At 63.4% G+C, this 23,916-nt stretch carries 20 protein-coding genes; 13 read left to right on the top strand and 7 right to left on the bottom strand.

Annotated elements, in window-relative coordinates; all coding sequences use genetic code 11:
* Positions 1-322, bottom strand: a 322-nt coding sequence (nrdI, locus tag FM119_RS09175) for a class Ib ribonucleoside-diphosphate reductase assembly flavoprotein NrdI (RefSeq protein WP_087137391.1), incomplete at its 3' end; no start/stop codon positions are given.
* Positions 323-491: 169 nt separating this feature from the next.
* On the opposite strand from nrdI, the gene FM119_RS09170 reads away from it, so the two are divergent.
* The 5 genes from FM119_RS09170 to FM119_RS09150 are packed head-to-tail and all read left to right on the top strand — an operon-like array spanning position 492 to position 4,057.
* Entirely contained in the window at positions 492-755 is a 264-nt protein-coding gene (locus FM119_RS09170) for a hypothetical protein (RefSeq protein WP_143822674.1), read from the top strand.
* A 44-nt stretch (positions 756-799) separates the two neighbouring features.
* Positions 800-1,741, top strand: coding sequence for a metal ABC transporter substrate-binding protein (locus FM119_RS09165; protein WP_087137380.1), 942 nt, complete (start codon positions 800-802; stop codon positions 1,739-1,741).
* On the top strand, positions 1,738-2,478 hold the full coding sequence (locus FM119_RS09160) for a metal ABC transporter ATP-binding protein (protein WP_218778760.1): 741 nt from the start codon (positions 1,738-1,740) through the stop codon (positions 2,476-2,478). Before FM119_RS09165 ends, FM119_RS09160 begins: the two co-directional genes overlap by 4 nt.
* A complete protein-coding gene (locus FM119_RS09155; RefSeq protein WP_087137376.1) occupies positions 2,478-3,353 on the top strand; it encodes a metal ABC transporter permease in 876 nt (291 codons plus the stop codon). The genes FM119_RS09160 and FM119_RS09155 overlap by 1 nt, the downstream gene beginning before the upstream one ends.
* 11 nt (positions 3,354-3,364) lie before the next feature.
* The gene (locus FM119_RS09150; RefSeq protein ID WP_087137374.1) at positions 3,365-4,057 is read left to right on the top strand and encodes a metal-dependent transcriptional regulator; all 693 of its coding nucleotides are present in this window, start codon (positions 3,365-3,367) and stop codon (positions 4,055-4,057) included.
* 5 nt (positions 4,058-4,062) lie between these two features.
* On the opposite strand, the gene FM119_RS09145 is transcribed toward FM119_RS09150, so the two are convergent.
* From FM119_RS09145 to FM119_RS09120, 6 genes are all read right to left on the bottom strand, one after another.
* Positions 4,063-4,743: a metal-dependent transcriptional regulator gene (locus FM119_RS09145; RefSeq protein WP_087137371.1), complete on the bottom strand. Its 681-nt coding sequence runs from the start codon at positions 4,741-4,743 to the stop codon at positions 4,063-4,065.
* A 111-nt stretch (positions 4,744-4,854) separates the two neighbouring features.
* Complete coding sequence (locus FM119_RS09140) at positions 4,855-5,931, bottom strand: DNA-methyltransferase (protein WP_087137369.1); 1,077 nt, start codon at positions 5,929-5,931, stop codon at positions 4,855-4,857.
* A gap of 262 nt (positions 5,932-6,193) precedes the next feature.
* Positions 6,194-6,988: an AraC family transcriptional regulator gene (locus FM119_RS09135; protein ID WP_276327883.1), complete on the bottom strand. Its 795-nt coding sequence runs from the start codon at positions 6,986-6,988 to the stop codon at positions 6,194-6,196.
* Between the two features lie 97 nt (positions 6,989-7,085).
* Positions 7,086-7,367, bottom strand: coding sequence for a hypothetical protein (locus FM119_RS09130; RefSeq protein ID WP_087137365.1), 282 nt, complete (start codon positions 7,365-7,367; stop codon positions 7,086-7,088).
* A gap of 5 nt (positions 7,368-7,372) precedes the next feature.
* Positions 7,373-8,641: an MFS transporter gene (locus FM119_RS09125; RefSeq protein ID WP_087137363.1), complete on the bottom strand. Its 1,269-nt coding sequence runs from the start codon at positions 8,639-8,641 to the stop codon at positions 7,373-7,375.
* Entirely contained in the window at positions 8,638-10,293 is a 1,656-nt protein-coding gene (locus FM119_RS09120) for an ABC-F family ATP-binding cassette domain-containing protein (protein WP_087137361.1), read from the bottom strand. Before FM119_RS09120 ends, FM119_RS09125 begins: the two co-directional genes overlap by 4 nt.
* Before the next feature lie 459 nt (positions 10,294-10,752).
* On the opposite strand from FM119_RS09120, the gene mobF reads away from it, so the two are divergent.
* From mobF to FM119_RS09080, 8 genes are all read left to right on the top strand, one after another.
* Positions 10,753-14,262, top strand: coding sequence for a MobF family relaxase (gene mobF / locus FM119_RS09115; RefSeq protein ID WP_087137359.1), 3,510 nt, complete (start codon positions 10,753-10,755; stop codon positions 14,260-14,262).
* A gap of 202 nt (positions 14,263-14,464) precedes the next feature.
* On the top strand, positions 14,465-14,803 hold the full coding sequence (locus FM119_RS09110) for a hypothetical protein (protein ID WP_087137357.1): 339 nt from the start codon (positions 14,465-14,467) through the stop codon (positions 14,801-14,803).
* A 422-nt stretch (positions 14,804-15,225) separates the two neighbouring features.
* Positions 15,226-16,197 (top strand): tyrosine-type recombinase/integrase, encoded by a 972-nt coding sequence (locus tag FM119_RS09105; protein ID WP_246802455.1) that lies wholly within the window; start codon positions 15,226-15,228, stop codon positions 16,195-16,197.
* A gap of 132 nt (positions 16,198-16,329) precedes the next feature.
* Positions 16,330-17,985 (top strand): HsdM family class I SAM-dependent methyltransferase, encoded by a 1,656-nt coding sequence (locus FM119_RS09100; RefSeq protein WP_087137356.1) that lies wholly within the window; start codon positions 16,330-16,332, stop codon positions 17,983-17,985.
* Positions 17,975-19,030 carry a hypothetical protein gene (locus FM119_RS09095; RefSeq protein WP_087137389.1) on the top strand — a complete coding sequence of 352 codons (1,056 nt, stop codon included), beginning with the start codon at positions 17,975-17,977 and terminating at the stop codon, positions 19,028-19,030. The genes FM119_RS09100 and FM119_RS09095 overlap by 11 nt, the downstream gene beginning before the upstream one ends.
* Positions 19,031-19,058: 28 nt before the next feature.
* The gene (locus FM119_RS09090; RefSeq protein ID WP_087137355.1) at positions 19,059-20,006 is read left to right on the top strand and encodes a HamA C-terminal domain-containing protein; all 948 of its coding nucleotides are present in this window, start codon (positions 19,059-19,061) and stop codon (positions 20,004-20,006) included.
* Positions 20,003-22,555: a DEAD/DEAH box helicase gene (locus FM119_RS09085; protein ID WP_087137354.1), complete on the top strand. Its 2,553-nt coding sequence runs from the start codon at positions 20,003-20,005 to the stop codon at positions 22,553-22,555. The genes FM119_RS09090 and FM119_RS09085 overlap by 4 nt, the downstream gene beginning before the upstream one ends.
* 196 nt (positions 22,556-22,751) lie before the next feature.
* On the top strand, positions 22,752-23,852 hold the full coding sequence (locus FM119_RS09080) for a CHAT domain-containing protein (protein ID WP_087137353.1): 1,101 nt from the start codon (positions 22,752-22,754) through the stop codon (positions 23,850-23,852).
* Positions 23,853-23,916 lie beyond the last annotated feature (64 nt).

Below are 23,916 nucleotides of genomic sequence, written 5' to 3'. Positions count from 1 at the left end.
TCGTGTTCCCCGCCGTGATCACACCCCGAATGAGGGCACGGTTCGCCGGGTCGTTGAGGAACGAGATCACCTGCTTCGGCACCGCCCCGGAGCGCGCCCCACCGCCATAGGTCGGCACCACGAGCACGAAGGGTCGTGCGACCCGGATCAGCCCCTCCACCCGGGGCCGCAACGGAACACGAACCGCGGGCCGGTCCAGCTGGTCGACGAACCGGCGAGTGTTCTCCGACACGCTCGAGAAGAACACGAGATCAGGCGACTGGGCGGCGGCGAACTCGCGCACTGAGAGCGCGGCGCGCCGGGGCTCGTGGGGGGCTGGCATGGCGTTCCTCCTCGCTCTCTGGCTGTGACGCGCCACGCCACCAACCACTACATGTTGTGCCTCACCGATGTTTGGAGCGGCGTATGTAGTAATAACATCGATGTGGTTCACTTGTCTACGCCACGCCCAGGTTGGAAACTACGGTAGGCCGAACAATAGGATGTGTGGCATGGGACGAACGCACGTGGACGAGCGCAATGAGGGTGCGTGGCTGGAGGCCATCACCTTGTTTCAATCCGTGCGAGACGCCGACCATGACGCTGCGGCTCGCCTGTTGCGAACGTCTTCTGACCCCGAAGCGGTGATGCTGAACCTCCTGCGCATGCTCGGCGTGTACCTGCGCGGAGAAGCACCCGACAAGCTCGACCACTTCATCGCCGCATCCCATCGCGCTGGCCCGCCCCCAAGCCCTCCGTTTCCACCACTCACGTGAACTTCCACCCGTATCTCGCCACCCGTTCAGCTAAGGAACCATCCATGCCACGTAACTCCCGCTTCTTCTCCCGCCGTTCCCTGCCGCTGCTGGCAGCGTCCGTGCTCGCGCTGTCTCTTGCTGGATGCGCAACATCTGGCGAGAACGATGCAGGAGCAGACGATGAGCGTCCCGTGGTGCTGACGACGTTCACCGTTCTCGCGGACATCGCCGAGAACGTCGCGGGCGACCATCTGAGGGTGGAGTCGATCACGAAGGTCGGGGCGGAGATCCACGGCTACGAACCCACACCCGGCGACATCCGCAGAGCATCGGAGGCCGACCTCATCCTCGACAACGGGATGAATCTCGAGGCGTGGTTCGGACAGTTCGTCGAAGGCATGGACGTGCCTCACGTCGTCGTCAGCGAGGGAGTCGAGGCCATCGACATCACCGAGGACGCCTACGCAGGGATGCCGAACCCGCACGCGTGGATGAGCCCGGTGAACGTGCAGATCTACGTCGACAACATGGTCGACGCGTTCAGCGACCTCGACCCCGACAACGCGAGCGAATACGAGGCCAACGGCGAGGCGTACAAGGCCGAGCTACAGACCGTGCAGGACGAGCTGGTCGACGAGCTGTCGGTCCTGCCCGATAACCAGCGGGCGCTGGTCACCTGTGAAGGCGCGTTCTCCTACCTCGCCCGGGACGCCGGGCTGACAGAGAAGTACATCTGGGCAGTCAACGCCGAGCAGCAGGCCACCCCCCAGCAGATCACCTCTGCCATCGAGTTCGTACGCGACAACGACGTGCCAGCGGTGTTCTGCGAGTCCACCGTGTCCGACGCCCCGATGCAGCAGGTCGTCGAAGCAACCGATGCCGAGTTCGGCGGCGTGCTGTACGTCGACTCCCTCTCCGAAGCGGACGGCCCGGTCCCGACCTACCTGGAACTAATCCGCCATGACGCGACCACCATCATCGACGCGCTGACGGCACGCAACTGATGACGACAGCGATCTCGGTGCACGACGTCACCGTGCACTATGGCGAGGTCCTCGCCCTCGACCACGCCACCCTCGACATCCAGGCAGGACGCGTGTGCGGACTCGTCGGCATGAACGGATCCGGGAAGTCCACCCTGTTCAAGACCATCATGGGGCTGCTGCGCCCTGACTCCGGCACCGTGCGCGTCAACGGCCAGAACCCGGCCAAGGCACGCAAGTCCGGGATCGTCGGCTATGTGCCGCAGAGCGAGGACGTCGACTGGGCATTCCCGGTGACCGTGCGCGATGTCGTCATGACCGGCCGCTACGGGCACATGGGATTCACCCGCCACGCGAAAAGATCTGACCACGACGCCGTCGATCACGCGCTGGAACGGGTGGAGCTCACCGAGTACGCGAACCGGCAGATCGGGCAGCTCTCCGGCGGCCAGAAGAAACGCGCCTTCGTCGCCCGGGGCATCGCCCAGGGGGCGACCATTCTGCTGTTGGATGAGCCGTTCGCCGGGGTCGACAAACGCTCCGAGGCCACGATCACCCGGCTGCTGCGCGAGCTTGCCGACGACGGGGCCACGATCCTCGTCTCCACCCACGACCTCCACGCCCTGCCAGGCCTTGCTGACGAGGCCGTGCTCCTCATGCGCCGCGTGCTCATGCACGGCGACCCGAACGAGGTGCTCCAGCCCGACAACCTTGCCCTGGCCTTCGGCCTGGACGTCCTGAACCGAGGCGACAACTGATGAACCTGATCGACTTCTTCCTCGAACCCCTCAGCTACGACTTCATGGTGCGCGCCCTCGCGACCACCCTGATCGCCTCGATCGTGTGCGCGGTGCTCTCCTGCTGGCTCGTCCTGATCGGCTGGTCGCTCATGGGCGACGCCGTCTCCCACGCCGTCCTCCCCGGAGTGGTCCTGGCCTACATCGTCGGCGCCCCCTTCGCCCTCGGCGCGGTGATCTTCGGGTTCCTCGCCGTCGCCCTCATCGGCGCGGTCAGAGACACCAGTCGGGTGAAAGAGGACGCCGCGATCGGGATCGTGTTCAGCACCCTGTTCGCTCTGGGGCTCGTGCTGATCTCCGTCACCCCGTCGCAGACCGACCTGAACCACATCATCTTCGGCAACCTGCTCGGCGTGTCCTGGGCCGACCTCACCCAGGTCATCATCCTCGGCGCGATCACCTTCACGATCCTCGTCACCAAACGCCGCGACTTCACCCTCTACGCCTTCGACCCCACCCACGCCCACGCGATCGGACTGAACCCGAAGATCCTCGGTGCAGCGCTCCTCGGCCTCCTCGCCCTCACCGCCGTCGTCGCCCTCCAGGCCGTCGGCGTCATCCTGGTCGTGGCGATGCTCATCATCCCGGGAGCGACCGCATACCTGCTCACGGACCGCTTCGGACGCATGCTCGTCATCGCCCCCGCGATCTCCGCAGCCTGCGCCGTCATCGGCCTGTACTTGAGCTACTACCTCGACACCGCCTCCGGCGGCATGGTCGTCCTCGCCCAGGGAGCCGTGTTCGCCTTCGTTTACCTCTTCAGCCCCCGGCACGGTCTCATCGGAACCCGGGTCATGAGCACACGTCGCCGTCGGGCACTCGCTTCCGCTCAGTAGTGGCATCCCGCATGCGCGGCAAGAGCGACCGGTCAAGGACCAGAGCACGCTATCTCCGTGCGATCTGGTCCCTGACTGAGAACAGTGACGCTCCGGTTACGGTGACGGGCCTTGCCCGTGCGCTGCGGTTCGTGCCGGGGAGCGTGTCCGAACAGGTGAAGCGACTCGTCGATGACGGCCTCGTCGACCACGAACGGTACAAGAGCATCTCCCTCACCCCTTGGGGACACCTCGAAGCGATGCGGGCACTGCGGGCGAACCGGATACTTCGATGCTTCCTCCACGACGTCCTCGACCTGCCCTGGAGTGAACTCGCCACCAATGCCGACGCATTGGAAGCGAGCAGCTCACCGCGCTTCCTCCAACGGATCGAGGCTTCCCTCGACCAGCCCACCCACGACCCCTACGGGCAACCCATCCCCACCCCAGACGGTCACATCGAATCCCGCCGAGATGCCCGTCTGCGGGAACTCGCACGCCCGCGATGGGCTCCCGTGAGGATCACGCGCGTCGCCGACGCGCCACTCGAAACACTGGTCTTCCTCGACGAGCGACACCTTCGCCCCGGCACATGGCTACGCATCCAGGCCTGCACAGCGGAAGTCGACATCATCGAGGTCCGCACGGCGGAATGGCATGGCACGCTGCTCCCTGCCGGAGCAGGCGTGCTCCATGCATCACTCCACGACGAAGCTGCGCGGTGACAGCATCAACTAGCCACGACAGACACATAGAGTGCATCTGTCGCCGAACGCCCCAGTGCTACCGAGGTGTCCGATCCCTTAACTCGCGCGTCCAGTGCGTCCGAGAACGGGGCACCTTCGCCGATCTCCAGCGTTGATCCGATTACGAAACCATGCTCTTCGAAGAACTGCAGGAGCGCCGGGTCCGAGTCCGAAATGCGCTCGACCACCACTCGGTGCCCCGCCCCGACTTCGGTCAGCTGCGTCGCCTCCGGGATATGCACCGTCCCGTCAGCGGATGGGATCGGATCACCATGAGGGTCGCGGGCGGGGAACTCCAAAAACTCGTCAATCCGGTCGATCATGAAATCTGACACCGCATGCTCAAGGTGCTCAGCCTCGTCATGCACCTGATCCCACGAGTACCCCAAGACACTGACGAGGAACGACTCAATCAGCCGGTGCCGACGCACCATCGCCAGCGCGTAGGAGCGCCCCGTCTCCGTCAGCTCCACCGAACCATAAGGAGCATGCTCGACAAGACCCTGCGTAGAGAGCTTACGGACAGCATCCGAGACCGAAGAGAGCTTCAACCCTGTTCGCTCCGCGATCAGCGTCGGCGTCACCGGCACCGACGACCACTCCGTCAGACCCCACACAGCCTTCAAATAGTTCTGGGTGCTCGCGGACAACTCAGAGACGGACATGACCTCAGAATAGCCCCGAACATCCAACTACGACACGGCACCGTTCGAAAGTACGGAGATGAGATGGTGCAAGGTCGTTCGTCGCCAGACCCCCCCCCGACCACGGCTCGGCTACCGGTCCAGCCGTGACTGGACCAGCGGAACATACGACGCATTCTTCTCGAAGCACAGCACGCGATAGCCATCGCTGACCGCTGCTTCCACCGTCGCCCCGGATCCAGCGAATGGCTCCAGCACCACTCCGTGCGGCGGGGCCACCAGCGTGACGAGCCAGCGCATCAACGCCAACGGCTTCACGGTTGTGTGCGATACCCCGAACGCGCGGGGTCGTTCCAATGTGGAGGGCTTGTGGTCGAAGCGGAAGATCGGGAACTTCCGCGACAGCGACTCGCCCTGCCACGTCCCCGTCAACACATCCAACGCATCCGCCTGGCCAGCGTCGAACGCGACGTTCGTCGGCCACCGGCCGTCAGCGAACCTGCCGTCGTCGATGTTGATCCCGCCGACGCCGTGCCGCAGGACGTTGCGGACGAGGTTTCCTTCCGGGGGTTTGCGGGCGATGATGATCGGCTCGAATGCCGGCCGCAACGCCGTACCCCACCCCTCCCACCGCTGCGCGTCCTCGGTCACTGGAGTGCCTTTGGACAGGACCGTGCGGGTCGCGCCGAGCACCCCGTCATGATCAGTGGTCTGCACGACCCGGTCGGTGCGTTGCATGCCCTGGTGCTTGTCGATGGCGTGCGAGAGGTCCATGCTCTTGGGCATTCCGGTGGTGTGTAGCCATGCAATCTGGTCGCGGATCTCGAACCCCGCATTCTCGATCCCGCGCACCATCCGGTGCCAAGTGCGTGCACCACCGAACGCTGCAACATACGCACCCGGCTTCAACGCATGCAATGCTCCTGCAGCCCACGCCGTGCACCACGTCTCGAACACCTCCGGCGCACTCATCTCACTTGTGTCGATGTGCGAAAGGGATTCCCGGAACCCGGATGCGTCATCCCATGCCTGCCCGTTGAAGCTCAACCCGTAGGGCGGGTCCGTGACCAGGGCGTCGATGCTCCCTTCGGGCAGGAGCGGGAGGAGCTCGACCGCGTCACCGAGATAGAGCGTCGCCCGTTCATCGGCGAACACCGGCTTGGGTAGTTCGGTCAGGCGCGCGGCGGGCGTCGGGGTGGAGTCGGGCATGACGGTGGCTCCCTGCTGTTCGGGGCCTGTCCGCGCTCGTGTGCGACGAACAAGCTCATCCGGCAGGTACGAGCCACACCGACGAAGTCGAGCCCACACAGCCCCAGCGTGGACGCCACGCGAGAGTCAGCGCCCACGCGCCAGATCAGAGCTCCACGAGGTGCCTGGGCGTCGCTGATTCCCACTGCCAGATTTCTCCCACACACGATCGGCAATCAACGAGTGGAGGCTCCTGCTGCCGAGGGCCATGGACATGCGCAATTCATAGGATCGGTTCCTGTGGCGAGTTTCGTTCGTGCATTTTGTTGCGTGTAAAGCTCGCATAGGCGCGAGGGGCTGCCCCGTAGCGTTGCTTGAAGGCTCGCGATGCGACGGCAGGGTCGCTCCACCCGACGGCTGTGGCGATTTCGGCCACGCCGAGTTTCGTGGTGGCGAGAAGCTCGGCCATCTGGTCTGCTCGCAGCTGGCGAAGAAGCGCCGCCGGCGACACTCCAATCTGGGCGCGAAACAATCGGGCTAGTTGCGAGCCTGACAACGCGACCTCGCTGGCCAACTCATTGATCCGCCAGTCACGCCCCAGGTCGGCGCGCAGCAGTGCGATCGCCAGAACAACTTCCCGACGCGGAGCTTGCCCCGCGACCATTGATCCCTCGGCAGTCTCCGATGCGATACCGGCCAGACGTCCCACTGCTTCGAATATGTCCGTAGTCATCGACAACATTGCGAAGCTTCCGATCTTGCCCCAGCGTTGACGCGCTATGAGCACCAATGTTGGTGCAAGGTCGCGCATTGCTGAGGCTGCCAATTGCAACTGGTGCAGTTGCGGCAGATCCTCCAGCGCGCGGTGTAGATGCTGCACAAGGGGATGTGTCGCAGACAGCCAGCGCACTTGATCGGCCAGATACTCAGGATGGAAGTAGAACGTCACCGTACGGGCATGACCGTCAGGGAACCCTCGACACTCGACACCTGCCGGGATTGTAAGGATGCTCCCCGGTTCCAAGAGCACCTCTCCCACCGGTGAGTGAACGCGTGCCCACCCAGAGATAGTGAACACAACCTTCACTGAGGCCACCACCACTGGTCCCGAATCGCCGTACGCGGTCTGCTCCCGTACCGATAGCGGGATCCTGTCTGGGGTAAACAGGCACGCTTCAGGAACCAAAGTCACAGTCCCACGCTTCGGTCAACGGCTGCGTGGCTGACAACTGGCTCGCGCAGTACGCAGATCCGTGCAAGATGCTGGACGTGGAAACAACGGTGTCTCCGAAGTTCACACGGCGCTCGCCGGACTCGCTGTTCAACACAATTGATCCGGCGAGCACGACGATCAATTTCACGAAGTCATGTGCGTCTGCGGCGACGGCCGAGCAGACTGTTCCGCTTCGAACCGTCACAGGCTCGAAGCGGAACGTCTGCGCCGTGTCGAAAGCCATGTCGTTTAGGGAGCGTCCATGGGGTGATGCTCCTCACTTTCGCGCATGCGTCCCGCCAGCATCGCGATCACGGCGAGAGCTGGGGGGATGATTCCCGCGATCACGAATATCACGGGAATGGGCACGACCAAGGAAAGTGGCCCCGCGATGACGATCGAGACGGGCATGAACGCGATCGAGACGAAGAAGTCGAGGCTCGCGACTCGACCGATCATGTCGAGCGGCACCAGCCGTTGCAATAGCGTGCCCCAGATGACGACGCCCGCTCCAGTGAGTGCTCCGACCATAAACAGTGCTGCGAGCATCAGGATCAGGTTGTCCGCAACGCCAATGACCACGAGCGGGAGTGTTCCCCCGCCCCAGCAGACGATCATGAACGTGAGATAGCGGCGAGGGAGTTTCAGCGATGAGACCACCAGCGATCCGATCGCCCCGCCGATCCCGTATGCGGCTAGGAGGAAACCGAAGGTGGCTTCGGCGTCCTCGAAGCGGTCGCGGGTGAGGAAGGGCAAGAGCACCTCGATAGGACCTTGAACGATGAGGGCGAGGGAGGAACCGAAGATCAATGTCCAGAGCAGCCACCGCGTGCCAACCACATAGCGCACTCCCGCTCGGAGGTCTCCCCACACGCTCGTGCGCTCCTCCCGCAGCGCGGGCGCGGTCAGCTCCTGGCGTCGGCTGAGGAACAGCGTGATGACGAACGCGGTCGTGTACGAGGCTGCGACGATAGCCGCCCCGATCGCCGGAAAGAACATGCCGACGGTGATTCCTCCGAGGGCTGGCCCGAGGCCCTGACCCATCGATGGGCGGAGAGCTCCTTCGAGCCCGTTCGCGGCCAAGAGTTCCTCAGCAGGAAGTACTTGAGGCAGATACGCACTGTAGGCCGGATAGAAGAACGCGCTCCCTGCGCCCATTGCGAACGAGGCGACGCCGACATGCCACAACTCGATGGACCCGGTGAGCGACAAGACTGCTACCCCGGTCATCGCTGCCGCGGTGCAGCCTTGCACGGTGATGATGATGCGGCGTTTGGAGAAACGGTCCGCGACCACACCGCCCAGGATCGAGAAGGCGAACAGGCCAAGGCTCATTCCAGTTGCTACCGCTGAAAGCGCGAGCGGACTGTCATCGAGCGCAAGCACTTGAAAGACCATGACGATCGTCCACATACCGGTGCCGAAGACTTCAATGCCGACCGCGGCGAACACGAGACGATAGTCGCGTGAGGCCAGGGGACGAAGCGCACGGATCCGATTGAGGTTCTTCTTGCTCATACCAGCACCTCGCCCTGAGTCGTCGCAGTCAGGTGAAGCTGCGGCCAGCCGGCGACGTCGCGGAGGAGTTGCCGGTCGTGGGTGGACAACAGCACGGCCGCTGGGGTTGCTCCGAGCGCCGCCGTGAGTTCGTCGACGAGAGCGATGGAGAGGTGATTGGTGGGTTCGTCCAGGAGTAGTACGTGAGGGCGTGTCGAGAGCACGAGCGCGAGGTCGAGGCGGCGCTGTTGGCCCATCGATAGTTCTCCTACCTGCTTGCCTGCCTCACGGGGTCGTAAGAGACCAAGTTGAGAGAGCCCGACCGCCTCGGATGACTCCAGAACGCCTTCCGAGACGAGCGCGCCGGTATGTGCGGCATAGAGCTCGCTCGCCCGCCGGTCCAAGGGCAGTGCGGTTTCTTGGTGGAGGAATCCGATGCGGGTGCCCCCTGGCAGTCGAGCCGCGCCCGTGTCCGGTGCGAGTTCGCCGCTGACCACGCCCAGCAGCGTCGACTTCCCCGCTCCGTTCGGGCCAGTTACGACAAGTCGACCACGGTGTGACAGCGTGAATGACACCGGCCCGGCCAACCGCCCGGCAACACTGACACGATCGACGCTCAGTAGTGCCGCACCGGTTCGGGTGGGAAGGTCGGAAAAGCGGAAGAGCTGCGGCGGTTCCGGCACGGTCACCGCGTGCGCTTCGAGCGCTTCCTGACGCCGATGCACATTCTGTACCAGTCCGCCCGCCCGGGTGGCCCGGCCGTGCTTGTTGGTGCCTTTCTCCGGACGCCACCCCGACACGAGTCGGTTCTGTGCGGCGCTGAGACTGTCTTGAAGCCGCGCGTGTTCCGCCTGCTGACGCTCGTAGTCCTGTTCCCAACGCTCCCTTTCTGCGAGACGCCCCTCCCGATATCCCGTATAGCCGCTGCCGTAGACACGCGGGCGATCGTCGGGGGTCGGGTCAAGGTCGATGATGGTGTCCGCGACATCGGACAGGAGCGCTCGATCGTGGCTGACGATGACGACGCCACCACTGCGCGCTCGGAGCTGCGCGGTCAAGAACTCGAGTCCGCTGCGGTCGAGGTGGTTGGTGGGCTCATCGAGCAGCAAAAAGTCGTCCTCAGCTCCCAGGAGACAGGCCAACCGCACCCGGTAGCGCTGCCCCACGGAAAGATCAGCGAGTAACCTCGCCATTTCTGTCACTGCGTTGAGCGCGTCGAGTGCGATCTGCACACGGCGCTCGGCATCCCAGGCATCGAGCGCTCCAGCAAGCTCCAACATGGCCGCATACTCCGTTGCGGCCCCATCCTTCCTGTCGGCGAGAGCCTGAGCGGCGACGTCGAGTGCCGCCAGCGCGGCGAGTGGCTCGGCGATCGCTTCGGCAACAGCCTGCCCAACGGTTCGGCTATCGGAAGCGGTCATTTCTTGTTCGGCGAGGCCGAGCGTGCCGATGCGCTGGACCACCCCGCTGTCTGGCAAAAGCGTGCCAGCGAGCACATGAAGGAGGCTTGATTTTCCGCGCCCGTTCTCGCCAACGATCGCGACTCGAGAACGGGCAGTAAGGACGACATCGACGTGGTTGAGAACGGATGTCGCTCCTCGCATGAGGGAAACATCGGAAGCGGTGAGCTGCGCGCGATGGCGCGCCGGATGAACGTGGGTAGGGGTGAGCATTCGAATCCTTCGAAACGACGCACCACAAGCCGAGAGGCAAACGGGTACGCAAATGACGGCGACCCAGCAGGGTCAGAACGAGCAGCCGCCGCGGGCTCGGAGATACTCAACGAGCGCGGTAGGCCTGCCCAGCCGTCACAGGAAGTACAAATGCATACCACCCACCGTACCGGACGACGGCGCGCGCTGCCAGTTGGTTCCATCCATCACCCCCTGTCACGGCCGGACGGTGGACCGCGCGTCACGGCCCTACCTGGGCGCGGATAGTCAGTAGCTGCTGGACTCCGTCGTCATTTGCGACGCCACGTCCACATTGACGGGAGTGTCATGGAAACGGTGGATCTGGGACTGCGTTGACCGAAGGGAAGGCAATGACTCACATTGACTCGTTGGGACTTCGAGCCAGGAACCCCGTCCGCGGTGTAGTCCGGCGGAAGGGACGTCGCGTACCTGTTGGGTGTGACGGTGTCGATCAGGGTGATGACGGCAGGTGACGGGTACCGGTATCTGCTGAGTTCTGTCGTTGCCGGCGATGGCGCCCGCGACGCCCCGGCCGCACTCACGAGGTACTACCTTGAGTCCGGAACACCACCGGGCACCTGGGCAGGATCCGGGCTTGACGGTCTCTCACGCGGTGTGGCCGATGGTGGCCTGGTAAGTGAGGAGCAGTTGCGACGGTTGATGGGGTTCGGGCGGGACCCGAACAGCGGCGAGCCGCTGGGTCGCCCGTACCGGAAGTTCGCGACCGCCGCGGAACGTGTCGATCGTCGCCTCGAGAAACTCCCTGACACGCTCATCGGCGAGGAGCGTGCGACCCAGACCGCGCTGATCGAGGCCGAGGAAGCAGCGAAGCCGATGGGTGCTCCGGTGGCGGGGTTCGATTTGACCTTCTCGGTCCCGAAGTCCGTCTCGACGCTCTGGGCGGTTGCCGACGGGGGCACGCAGGCGCTGATCGCCCGGGCGCACCACGCCGCGATCCAGGACGTGATCGACCTGTTCGAGCGCAATGTCGCGATGACCCGGATCGGCGCGAAAGGGCCGCGGGGCGCAGTCGCTCAAGTCGAGGTACAAGGGGTGATCGCGGCTGCCTATGACCACTACGACTCTCGAGCCTCGGACCCGCAACTGCACACTCATGTCGTGGTCGCGAACCGAGTCCAAGCCGTCCACGACGGGAAGTGGCGCACCCTCGACTCCCGTGCGATCCATGCGGCGGTGACGGGGTTGTCGGAGCATTACAACGCAGTCCTCTCCGACCACCTCACCCAGGTGCTCGGCGTCGGGTGGGAGGCGCGCGAGCGTGGTGCGGGCAGGTCGACGGCGTGGGAGATCACCGGGGTGCCGCAGGAACTGATGGATGAGTTCTCCTCCCGCACGCGCGATATTGAGCAGGTCAAGGACCGCCTCGTCGCCGACTACGTGACCAGGCATGGGAGGCAGCCGTCACCGAAGTTGTTGTGGCAGTTCCGGCAACAAGCCACCTTGGAGACTCGACCCCCGAAGCAGCACCACTCGCTGAGCGACCTCACCACCAGGTGGCGGGAACGCGCCACCGAACTTCTTGGGGAGGATGCTCCGACGTGGGCCACAACGCTCCTGGCCGGAAGCGCCGGGGAGCCGTTGTTGCGCGCCGACGACATCCCCCTCGCCGATCTCGATCAGGTCGCCGAAGTGGTGGTGGCGCGGGTGGGTGATCGGCGAGCGACGTGGAAACGATGGAACCTCCACGCCGAGGCCGTCCGGCAGACGATGGCACTCCGGTTCGCGTCCGCGAACGACCGCGATACGATCACCCAGCAAATCGTCGACGCCGCCGAACGCGTCTCGCTGCAATTGACCCCGCCGGAGTTGGCGTCGAGCCCGCCGTCATTCCGCCGCCCAGACGGGTCCAGCGTGTTCCGCCCGAAAGCCGCGACCGTGTTCTCGTCTGAACGGGTGATCGCGGCGGAGGATCGTCTCCTCGCCGCGTCGAACGACAGGAGCGCGCCGACGGTGCCGCTGGCATGGGTTGAGCAGGCAGCACGCACGAAGAACCGCGACGGGCATGTGTTGTCACCGGATCAGGAGCGGGCGATCGCGAAGATCGGTGTCTCCGCCCGCACCCTCGACGTCCTTGTCGGCCCCGCCGGGACGGGGAAGACCACGACGATGTCCGCGTTGCGGCGAGCGTGGGAGAAACACCACGGTACCGGCTCAGTGATCGGCCTCGCACCGTCTGCTGCCGCAGCGGATGGCCTGGCAGGGGATCTGGGGATCTCGACGGAGAACACGGCGAAGTGGCTCCACGAACACCGCCACGGCAACTGGAACCTCACACCCGGCCAACTCGTCATCATCGACGAAGCCTCACTCGCAGGAACCCTCGCCCTCGACACCATCACCACCCACGCCACCGAGGCCGGCGCGAAGGTACTCCTTGTCGGCGACTGGGCGCAGCTCGCGGCCGTGGATGCGGGTGGGGCGTTCGGAATGGTCGTCCGCGACCGGGACGATGCCCCGGAGCTGACTGATGTGCGCCGGTTCCGCAACGAGTGGGAGAAACACGCCTCCCTTGGCCTGCGGATCGGCGACACCGACGTCATCGACACCTACCTCGACCACGACCGCATCACCCCAGGCGGCTACGAGGACATCCTCGAGCAGGCATATCAGGCGTGGCGTAGCGATCAAGCAGAGGGGAAGTCGTCGGTGTTGATTGCCGAGACCCTCGACACCGTTTCTGAACTCAACACCCGCGCCCGCACCGACCGGATCCTCGCAGGCGACGTCGCCCTCGATGGCGTCCGGCTCCATGACGGGAACGAGACATCCCGTGGCGACCTGGTCATCACCCGCAAGAACGACCGACGTCTCGCGCTGGGCTGCGGGTGGGTGAAGAACGGCGACCGGTGGACCGTTACCCAAGCTCACGACGACGGATCCCTCACCGTCCGCCGCGCACACTCCAAATGGCGCACAACAATCGCACTCCCTGCCGTGTACGTCAGCGAGCATGTCGAACTCGGGTATGCCATCACGGCCCACCGCGCCCAAGGCTCCACCGTCGATACCGCGCACGCGATCGTTCACTCACCCGAGATGACCCGCGAGTCCCTCTACGTCGCCATGACCCGCGGCCGGGAATCCAACCGCGCCTACATCGCGACCGATGAACATCACCTGGAAGAGCACCAGCACCGGGATGACCTGCAGATGACCGCTCGGAGCATCCTCTACGGCATCCTGCAGCAGGTCGGGGCCGAGCAATCCGCAAACGAGACCATCACGACCGAGCAGGACATGTGGGGCTCGCTCGCGCAGCTGGCTGCCGAGTACGACACCATCGCCCAGGACGCGCAGCAGGACCGGTGGGTCACTCTCCTCGAACACGGCGGCCTCACCCCACAGGCGATCGACGAACTTGTCGAGACGGAGTCGTTCGGGATCCTCACCACCGAACTGCGCCGCCTCGAAGCAGACGGGCACGACATCGACGACCTCCTCCCACGCATCATCCGCGCCGGTGGCCTGGACGGGGTGGATGATCTCGGGTCGCTGCTGCGCTACCGGGTCCAGAAAGTCGCGGCCACCTACCGGCCCTCGGCACGTCGGGTGTCGCTGATCGCCGGCCTCCTCCCGCGCGCGACGGGCGTCACCGACCCGGCCATGCAGCAAGTGCTCCAGGAGCGGGAGCAGCTCATGCGGCAACGCCTCGACGCCCTCACCACCACAGCCATTGAACGGCCCGAGCCGTGGATGAGAACCTTCGACGATCTCGACCCGGACGCACGAGTGACCGTGGTGCGAGTGGTTGCCGCGTACCGGGACAGGTGGGGCGTCACCTCGACCAGCCCTCTCGGCCCCGTCCCCGACGATGACGCGCAGAGGATCGACTACGAACGCGCCCGCGGGCTCCTCGCCAGCCATCAGCCTGACCAGCAGGATACGGCGCCTGGAGCACAGCAACGGCGCAGCAGCCGCACCCTGTGAGCGCCAAGGGTCGCCCGGCAAGGGATTGCTCTTCCTTTGCTGCAGGGCCGCCGGTATCCTGGTGGTGGCAGGAGCAACCACACGCCGAGCCCCGGACATCGTTCAGGGGTGACGCAGACCGTTCGAGAAGCATCTCGGGCACTCAACCACTCAGGACCAGCCACACCGCGATAGTCCTGCGTGCGAAAGCGAGGCCCACATCATGCTTCTGAACCGGCTCTGGAACGCCAGCATCCACACCCGCATCTTCCTGCGACGCTGGATGCCTACCAACATCCTCCTCGACCGGCTCCGCACCAGGACCGGACTGAAGTGGGGCATGCCAGCGATGCTCCTCGGCGTCGTCTACATCCTCATCGCCGCCACCTGCACCGGCCTCATCGAGCAGGGCTGGAGCGAATGGCTCTACATTGCTTTCTTCTGGGCACTGTGGAACGGACTGAAGTTCCTCCTCTTCGGGCCGTGGAGCGTGGTGCTGTTAGTGCGCGAGCGACTTCGCGAGCGCCGGGTGCACGGACCAGCCAGTCCTGCCCGAACCTAAGCAGGGCAGTGCCCAAAGGTCTGCGAACAACTAACTGGCTGAATGCCCGGACGCGGGTTCAGGAGCCGCAGTGGTGACACAGACGCGTTCGGAGGTTCTGCGTCGGCGCGCAGACTGAAGGGATGCTCTCTCCACACCATCCTCATTCACCCGGACTGACACCTCCGTGGACCACGACCGATCTACTCCGTAGCATGGGGGAGCGGACCGCTCGTGGCTAGGCCCCGAACCCCGATCGGGACCTTCGGCACTATCACCATCCGGCGCAGCAACGGTGGACGCTACGTCGCTCGCACCCGGTACCGAGACTGGGACGGCAAGAGCCGGCACGTCCAACCACCGGCACCACCCGACCCGCAGCCGAACGTTCCCTGAAGAAGAAGCTCTCCGAGCGTGACCTGTTCCACCCGGGGTTCTCGGGGATGAGCGCTGACAGTTCGTTCCCCGCGCTTGTGTCGTACTGGTTCGAAGACATGGATCTCGAGGACCGTCTCTCGCAGACGACGCGTCTCTTGTATGAGCGGAACATGCGCACCCTCGTCCTCCCGTTCTTCAAAGAAGTCACACTCAGGGAGATCGGGGTGGCGCGCTGCGACTTCTTCCTCAAGCAGCTCGCGAAGAAGAGCTACAACCGGGCACGACAAGCCAGAGTCGTCCTCCGCCTCGCGCTTGGACTCGCGGTGCGGCACGAGATCCTTCCACGCAACCCGATGGATCACGTGTCCCGTCTCCGCCGCCCCGCCCGCACCCCGGACATTTACTCCGCGGATGAACTCAAAGCCATCCGCGCAGGAATCAGCGCGTGGGAGCAGCGACCGATCAAGGCAGGCCCGAAACCCGACGGGCAGCTCGGACAGGTCGTGGAAGTCATGCTCGGCACCTCCGGGCGCATCGGGGAAGTCCTCGCGATCCGCCTTGGCGACCTCGACCTCGACGCGCCGATACCCTCGGCGCGGATCTCGGGAACGATCGTGAGCCGCAAGGGCGAACCCACGCACCGGCAGGACCATCCGAAGACAGCACGCTCGGTCCGCCGCCTCGCGCTGCCAGGGTTTGCGCTCCGAGCGATCCAGGCGCGACTGGAGAAGATCCGTTTCACCCACCCGGACACGTTGCTGTTCTCCACACGCGTCGGGACACCGCACACGACGAACAACATCCGCAGGCAGCTCCGTGACGTGATGCAGGAAGCCGGCGTTCCTGAAGTCACCCCGCACCGGTTCCGCCGCACCGCCGCGACCGCGATCAATGAGGTCGGGGGACTGCAGCTCGCCTCCGAACTCCTCGGACACAGCGACCCCTCGATCACCCGGGATCACTACATCCGCCGCAACGAGACCGTGGACCCGGTCACAGCGGACTTCCTGGAGCAAGCGTTCGGAAGACCAGCGTGATGGTGAGGCAGACCGCGGCCAGGGCGCGAGACGGCGTGTTTCGTCACGCGACCTGGCGGTTTCTGCGGGGGAGAGCACGCCATGCTGAGCAGCATCCCCGTGTCGGTCGGGGGTGTACGACAGAATGGAGACATGCTTGAAACCGCCGCAACTCCTGCTGACACGGCAGAACTGCGCAAGGCTCGCGGCGCGTTCTTCACGCCCGATGCGATAACGCGCTACATGACCGACTGGGCGGTCCGAAGCTCAACGGACACCGTCCTCGAACCCTCCGCTGGTGATGCGGCGTTCCTCGTCCAAGCAGTGCGCCGCCTCCACGAGCACGGCGCTGGCACGCCCGCCGTGGACGGTGTCGAGATCCACGAGCACAGTGCCGCAGTCGCGCACCGTCGGGTTGAGGACGCCGGGGGCAGCCCGAACATCACGGTGAGCGACTTCTTCCTCGTCGAGCCAGAAGCCCGTTACTCCGTCGTAGTCGGCAATCCGCCCTACATCCGCTACCAGGACTTCACCGGCGAGTCTCGAATCAGGTCACGCGCAGCAGCCCTGAAAGCCGGAGTCTCTCTGACCGCGCTGGCATCAAGCTGGGCTGCGTTCACGGTCCACTCCGCTCTCTTCTTGAAGGACGGCGGGCGGATGGGGCTTGTGCTCCCCGCGGAGCTCCTCAGCGTGAACTATGCGGCGGCTGTTCGACAGTTCCTCTTCGACCGATTCCGCAGCGTTGAACTCGTCCTATTCGCCGAACAGGTTTTCCCCGAAGCAGAAGCTGATGTCGTGCTGCTCCTCGCAGATGGGTTCAACGAGGGGCCAACCGATCACGCGACGATCTACCAGGCTCAAGACGCCAATGCTCTCGCATCGATTACCGGTTCGCTTACTTGGAAGCCCGCCGACCCGTCAGCGAAATGGACAGGACTACTGGTAGACCCTGACGCGGTGGAGCCCCTTCGCACGCTCCGAGCAGAAGGCCACTTCACAAGCCTCGACACCTGGGGCGACACCACGCTTGGAATGGTCACCGGGAATAATCGTTACTTCGCCCTCTCACCGGCACGAGTCAAGGAACTCGGTCTGCCTCGCAAAGACCTTGTTCGGCTCTCACCGCCTGGCAGTTCCCATCTCCGAGGACTTGAACTCTCCAGCAGCGCGATGATCAAGCTCGGGCAACAAGGCAAATCCACCTGGCTGTTCCGCCCAGCCGACAGGCCGTCCCCAGCTGCGCAGGCGTACATCGACACCGGACACCTCGCGGGTGTCGACGAAGCATACAAGTGCCGGGTACGGAAGCCATGGTACCGAGTGCCGCTTCTGCCACCCGCCGACTTGATGCTGACATGCATGAACGCCGACACCCCGAGACTCACGACAAACACAGCGGGCGCGCACCACCTCAACTCTGTCCACGGCGTCTACCTCTACGAGCAAAATCGGGAGCTGGGCCGCGACCTTCTGCCCATCGCAAGCCTCAACTCGGTCACTCTTCTCAACGCCGAAATGGTGGGACGCGCGTATGGAGGAGGGATCCTCAAGCTCGAGCCGCGCGAGGCCGATGTCTGGGCAATGCCCTCACCCGCCCATGTACAAGCTTGCGCCGAGCAACTGCGTCTCATCAAACAAGACGTCACGAAGCTCCTCCAACAAGGAGACCTCATCGCAGCAGTCAAGCTCGTCGACGACGTACTGCTCATCGACCCCGAGCTTGTTGCAGAATCCGAACTCGACCATGTGCGAGACGCCCACGCCGCCCTGGCTGGCCGACGCCAAACAAGGGGACGAAGTGGCCGCTGAACCATCGACAAAGTCGAAAGCATGGGCGATCTTTGATCGCATCGTCGCTGATGCCGCCCCCAACGGCGAGCACAGCAACCCTTGGGTTAAAGACGAGAGTGGAGCTCTCTCTTACGAGCCCGACTATGACACGCTCATCAAGCTTCTCGGAGTCCCGCTCTACCTGAAAGCCCCAACCACGACGGGCGTACCCGCTCTCGCGTTGGACGTCTGGCTTTCGTATGAGCTCCGTCGCTCTGGGCTCGACGCCGATGCCGTCTGGCCACGCCCGTCTGCACCGCGGATCTTGCCTGGCCCCATCGTGAGCCTGCTCAACAAGGTCACGGCCAAGGAACGCGATGCGCTCTGGAAGAGACTTCAGGCAAAGACGCCGCCCTCCGGAGCAGCCGCCTCCTCGGCGAACATCCTTGGTAAGAACTACCTCAAACAAGTCGACGTCGTCATGTCGAACTGGGCGGCAGGACCAGAGCTCCTCATCAGCACAAAACGGATGGACTCCAGCTTCGGTAAGAACGCTGCCAACCGGGTCGAGGAATCTTACGGCGATGCGAAGAACCTCCGCCTCCGCCACCCCCTTGCCGCGCTCGGCTTCGTCTACGGGCTCCGATCCACCATCTTTGACGAGTCGCCCGACAAGGCGGAATGGCTCATCGACCTCCTCCAGAAGCTCGGACGCGAAGACGACGCATACCACGCTGTATCGCTCATCGTCATCGAGTATGGCCCCCACCTCGCCGTTGACGAAACCGCGGACGATGAGGGCGACGGCGAGGACCCACTGGTCGAGGCCGGTGTAATCGAAACAGATGAAGCAGACGGGGGCCAAGAGGAGTACATCGAACAGTCGGAGATCGACATCGCGTTGGCCACCCTTCCCGTTGTCGAGCTCCCATGGGAGCGAGTCCCCGTCGACCTTCGACCGGATCGTTTCATCGCAGAAATGATCCGCCGCGTTATCGACGCCACACCAGTCAATCTCCATAAGAACGCAAGAGCCCGGCGCGCAGAGGCCGAGCCTAGGCCGCTGCTGGGCGCTGAATCATAGGTCTGCACCTAAAACCGGGAGTACTGGAATGAGCGACATCGAAGTTGCCAAGGACTCATTCGCTGAGATGCTGGACAGTCTTGTGCGAGGAGACCCCAACGAGTTTCTGCACCTATTGAGCGCGTACGACGTCCCGCTGCGCCTTCAGGACTCGATGGCCACTGTTCGGACTCATTTTGTCTCGGTGGACGCGAACGGTCAGCCGGCGATCGACCTTCTCGCTACTGCAATGGCAAGGGCAGCGATGGATTTCTGTATTCCACGTTCGCGTATCGAGCAAGCCCTCAAGCACCTCCAGGAGACTGGATCCACCAGCCAATTCTCCCGTCTCGAGCAGCAAGCGAGAGAGCTTTTCGTGGACGGAGATGGAACTGGTGAGGGAGGCGAGCTTCTCCTGTTCCTCCTAATGGAGCAGGTGCTCCAGCTCCCACAGCTGTTGGCCAAGATGTCGTTGAAGACGAACAACAACGTTCACGTACACGGGTCGGACGGAGTGCACGCAAAGCTCGGTGAAGACGGTGTGCTCGATCTTTACTGGGGCGAGTCGAAACTCTACAAGTCAAGTTCAGATGCCTTCACCGACTGCTTCGACAGCATCGGTCCGTTCCTCGGCGCCGATGGTGATACTCGTCGTCGCGATCTCCTACTAGTACGCGAAAACCTAAATGTTCAGCAGGACGAGCTGGCCGCGCATCTACTTCAGTACTTCGACGAGACCAACTCGAAGGCGCTCCAGGTGCGTTGGAACGGGGTATGCCTAATCGGGTTTGATTACGCGGCATACCCAGACATGACGAAGCTTGCCGATGCACAAGAAATCGAGATCGCCAAAGCCGTCAAACGATGGCAGACATCCATCCGAGCCAGGCTTGAAAAGAATGTGCTCCTTGAAGTGAATATCGACGTATTCTGCGTTCCTTTCCCGGATGTAGATGCCATGCGGAAAGCCGTCAGAAAGAAACTCGGTGTGGCATGACGGATCTGTCCCAGGTCGTCTTTGACTCGCAGAAGTTTCGCGGCATTCTTCAGTCGATCCGTCTGCGCACACTTCAGGCTGAATTCCCGATGATCGAGATGGACAGACCGCCCACCGAGATCGACTGGAACTACGCGCTGCTGTGCGCGAGTGCGCTATCAGCTGTCCCGACCGAGCGCGCACAGAACACCGTCCTTAGGGTCGCGGCAGCTTGTCTGGCTCTTAGCGACACCGACGACACTCACAAGAGCGCAGCCACGGCCATCCTCGATCGCGTAGGAAACCACAGGTCAGTGGAGCTCGCGGAATCACGAGATCTCGTACAACCAGGCTTGTGGAAACAGTTTCCACCCTTGCTTCGCTTGGAGACGATCAAGAAGCGCCTCCAGCTTTCCATCCCGCTGTCGAGCGGCGAGAACCTCGCGGTGAACTCATTCCAGAGTGAACTGTGGAAGGACGCGGCGGACTTCGACTGGGTGAGCGTGTCCGCACCGACGTCTGCCGGAAAATCTCGAATCGTGCGTGAATGGTTCCTAGAAAAACTCCGTCAGAACGATAGATTCACGGCCGTCTACCTTGCGCCCACCCGAGCCCTCGTCGAAGAAGTATCAGCAGACTTTCGAGAAGCGGCCCCGACAGATACCAGCATCGTTGTGATGCCCTGGGATCCCGAGCTCGACCAGACGCAACGCCGCGTCCTTGTCGTGACGCAAGAGAGACTCCATCTCATTCAGCAGTCACGCCATCCGTTCGATATCGACCTTCTGTTCGTCGACGAGGCTCAAGGACTTGGTAACGCGGAACGCGGTGTGTTGCTTCAGCAAGTGCTAGACCGTGCTGTCGAGGATCGACCAGGCTTGCAAGTCATTTTCGCGAGCCCGCTCAGTGCGAACCCGACGATATTGCTGAGCGACAAGCCAGCTGCGGCTCGTTCGAGGGCAACGACTTCCGAAGCGGTCACTGTCAACCAGAACCTCATCCGGGTCGAGGGCGTGTATCGCGCACCCGCGAAAAGAATCGTATCGCTGGTGGATGAAGGGCAGGTTCTCCAAGTCGCCAGCTTCGAGCTGCAGCAACGTGCCACTCGAGTACCGATGCGAATCGCATATGTCGCACATGCACTCGGAGGTAGCGATGGCGGCAACATCGTCTACGTAAACGGTGCTGATGACGCGGAGAAGGTTGCCAAGAACATCTCCGATCTTCTGTCCGAAGCAGAGGATGACGAAGACATCAGCAATCTCCAAGACCTGGTGCGTACTGCCGTCCACCCGAAGTACAGCCTTGCTGACGCGCTCGCGAAACGTGTGGCGTTCCACTACGGCAACATGCCACTTGCCATCAGGTCTGAAATCGAGCGGCTCTTTGGAGACGGCAAGATTGAGTTCCTCGTCTGCACCTCCACCCTCCTCGAAGGTGTCAACCTCCCATGCCGAACGATCTTCATGCGCAATCCACAAAAAGGACGCGGCCGCCCACTCACTGAAGCCGACTTCTGGAACCTCGCGGGTCGGGCAGGCCGATGGGGCAAAGAGTTCCAGGGCAACATCGTCTGTATCGACACCGACGACGAGAGCCTGTGGCCGAATCTGCCCACGGTTCGACGCCGATCGAATTTGAAGGTTGCCACTCACCACGGGCTCCAAGACGTGGCTCCGCTGATCTCATACATACGCAGCGACTTCGCAGTCGGATCAGATTCAGCTTCCGAAAACCTATTCTCCTATCTGGCGGCGCAGCAGTCGTCAGGGCGAGACATCACTCACCACCTGCAGCGCATCACGGTTCCGGCCGAGCGAACTGAAGTGGAACGCGCTCTCGTGCGCGCCGTCGAAGACGCCCAGTTCCCGCTAGACCTTATCCCTCGACATGCAGGCATATCCCCGATCGCTATGCAACGTCTCCTGGAGCATTTCAGGGCGACCGGCAACGATCCTCATGACTTCACATTGCCGTTGCCCGAGGAGCCGGACTCACGGCAGCGTTACCAGGACGCCCTCGTGCTCATTGGGGCGACGATGACGGCGGCGTTTGGTCTCCCGTCAGGTCCCGGGGAGACTGACAGGCGAAAGTGGCAGCTCGCAAACTTGATCGTCAACTGGATGAAGGGCATGCCCCTTGCCCGACTGATCGAGCAGCGTGCTACCGGAAAGACGCCAATCGCGAAGGCGATCAGGGACGTGATGGCGGACATCGAGACAGTCGCTCGATTCCAAGCGCCGAAATATTTGTCGTGCTACTCGGACGTTCTCGCTGCCTACGCTGCAGAGAGAGGCATCCACGACGTCGGGCACGGCCAGGACATCACCATGCTTCTCGAACTAGGAGTTTCCCGACCGAGCGAGGTCGTCCTGATGGCTTTAGGGCTTTCGCGAACGGCAACTATTGCTCTCTCGCAATACGTCACCGTCGACAACTGGACTTCGTCCGAGAGCCGCGACTGGCTTGCGCGTCAGAATATCGAAGGAATGGACATCCCTGTCCTGATCCAACAGGAGATCATCAACCTCACTAACGCTCAAGCGTTGAGCCATCGCAAAAGTGAATAGGCGGGAATCTTGTTATTCGCCACGACGCCATCACCGCGCCGGACCTCACCACATAGGCACCGTTCATCTCAGGCAGCATCCGAAACGATCGAAAGCTTGAAAAGATCAGCTGGTATCCGCCCAACGTGCGTGCGCCCATCAGTGTCAAGAGCGGGCGCGCATCGTCCAGAGCATTACGAGGAGACGGAGGGAAACCATGGCTCGAAGTGACACACTCCGTTCGGAGCTCGTGCGCCTCCAGAGTCGCAAGGCAACGCTGACAGGCGACATCGCAAAGGCCGAAAAGGACGCCGCCTCTGCACGCGAAAGCGCGCGAAAGAAGCGCGAGCAAGCCGCCCGGTCGAAGAGCGCGTCAACGATTCGGACCTCACTTTCCGCTGCCGAGCGTGAGGATAAGAAGGGCGCAGCAGCGGAGTCCAAGATCGCGAAGGCGCGAAAGGACCTCGCCTCGGTTGACAAGTCGATCGCCACAAAGACCACATCACTCCGGTCTGCTGACAACAGCGAACGTCGCTCAGCAGAGAGCAAGCAGAAGCAGGTCGACTCGCGTCGCCGACAAGAAGAGCGAACCCACGCGCGCGAGATCGCCCGCCTCGCGACCCCTCCCGTGCAGATCCGCTATGTCGAAGTGCGACCACCTGAGCCGGAAAAGCTGCGGGTGCTGTACATCACGGCCAACCCGGAGGCGACGGAGGAGACGATCACCACTCCAGACGGTACCGAGCAACGCTTCGGTACCTGGCTTCGCGTCGACCAGGAAGTTCGCCAAGTGCGACAGGCACTGCGCGGCTCCAAGTACCGTGATCTCGTGCAAGTCGACCATGCGCCAGCCGCGACAGTCAACGACCTCCTCGACGGGCTGAACGACCATCGACCGCACATCGTCCACTTCTCCGGCCATGCGGGCCCGCATGGCCTACTCATGGAGAACGACGCGGGCGATGAAGACGGCGCCGACGTCACCTTCGAACTCCTCGCGCGCGTGCTCGGCGCGACCGATGAGCCGCCGCGCCTGCTCGTGCTGAACGCCTGCGAAAGTCTCGCGGGTGCCGATGACATGCTGCAGACGGTGCCGGCAGTGATCGGAATGTCAGACAGTATCGATGACACATCCGCGATCGTGTTCGCGTCCGCGTTCTACTCGGCCATCGCCTCGGCGCAGTCCCTCGCATCCGCACTCGAGCAGGCGAAGGTTCGGATGCTGGCGGCTGCCCTCGACGGATCGGAGCTGCCCGAACTGCGTGTCCGCGATGACGTAGATCCGGCAACTCTTGTGCTCGTCACGCCGCCTGCCTGATGCATCGAGATACCACCCCTGCGGTCCGCTCAGCCGCCGGCGGACTCGGGCTCAACCCTCGGGA

This window comes from Mycetocola reblochoni REB411, from assembly GCF_900163835.1.
GTDB lineage: Bacteria > Actinomycetota > Actinomycetes > Actinomycetales > Microbacteriaceae > Mycetocola_B > Mycetocola_B reblochoni.
Note: the sequence above shows the minus strand (reverse complement) of the source record. Positions and strands in the feature narration are given on the sequence as shown.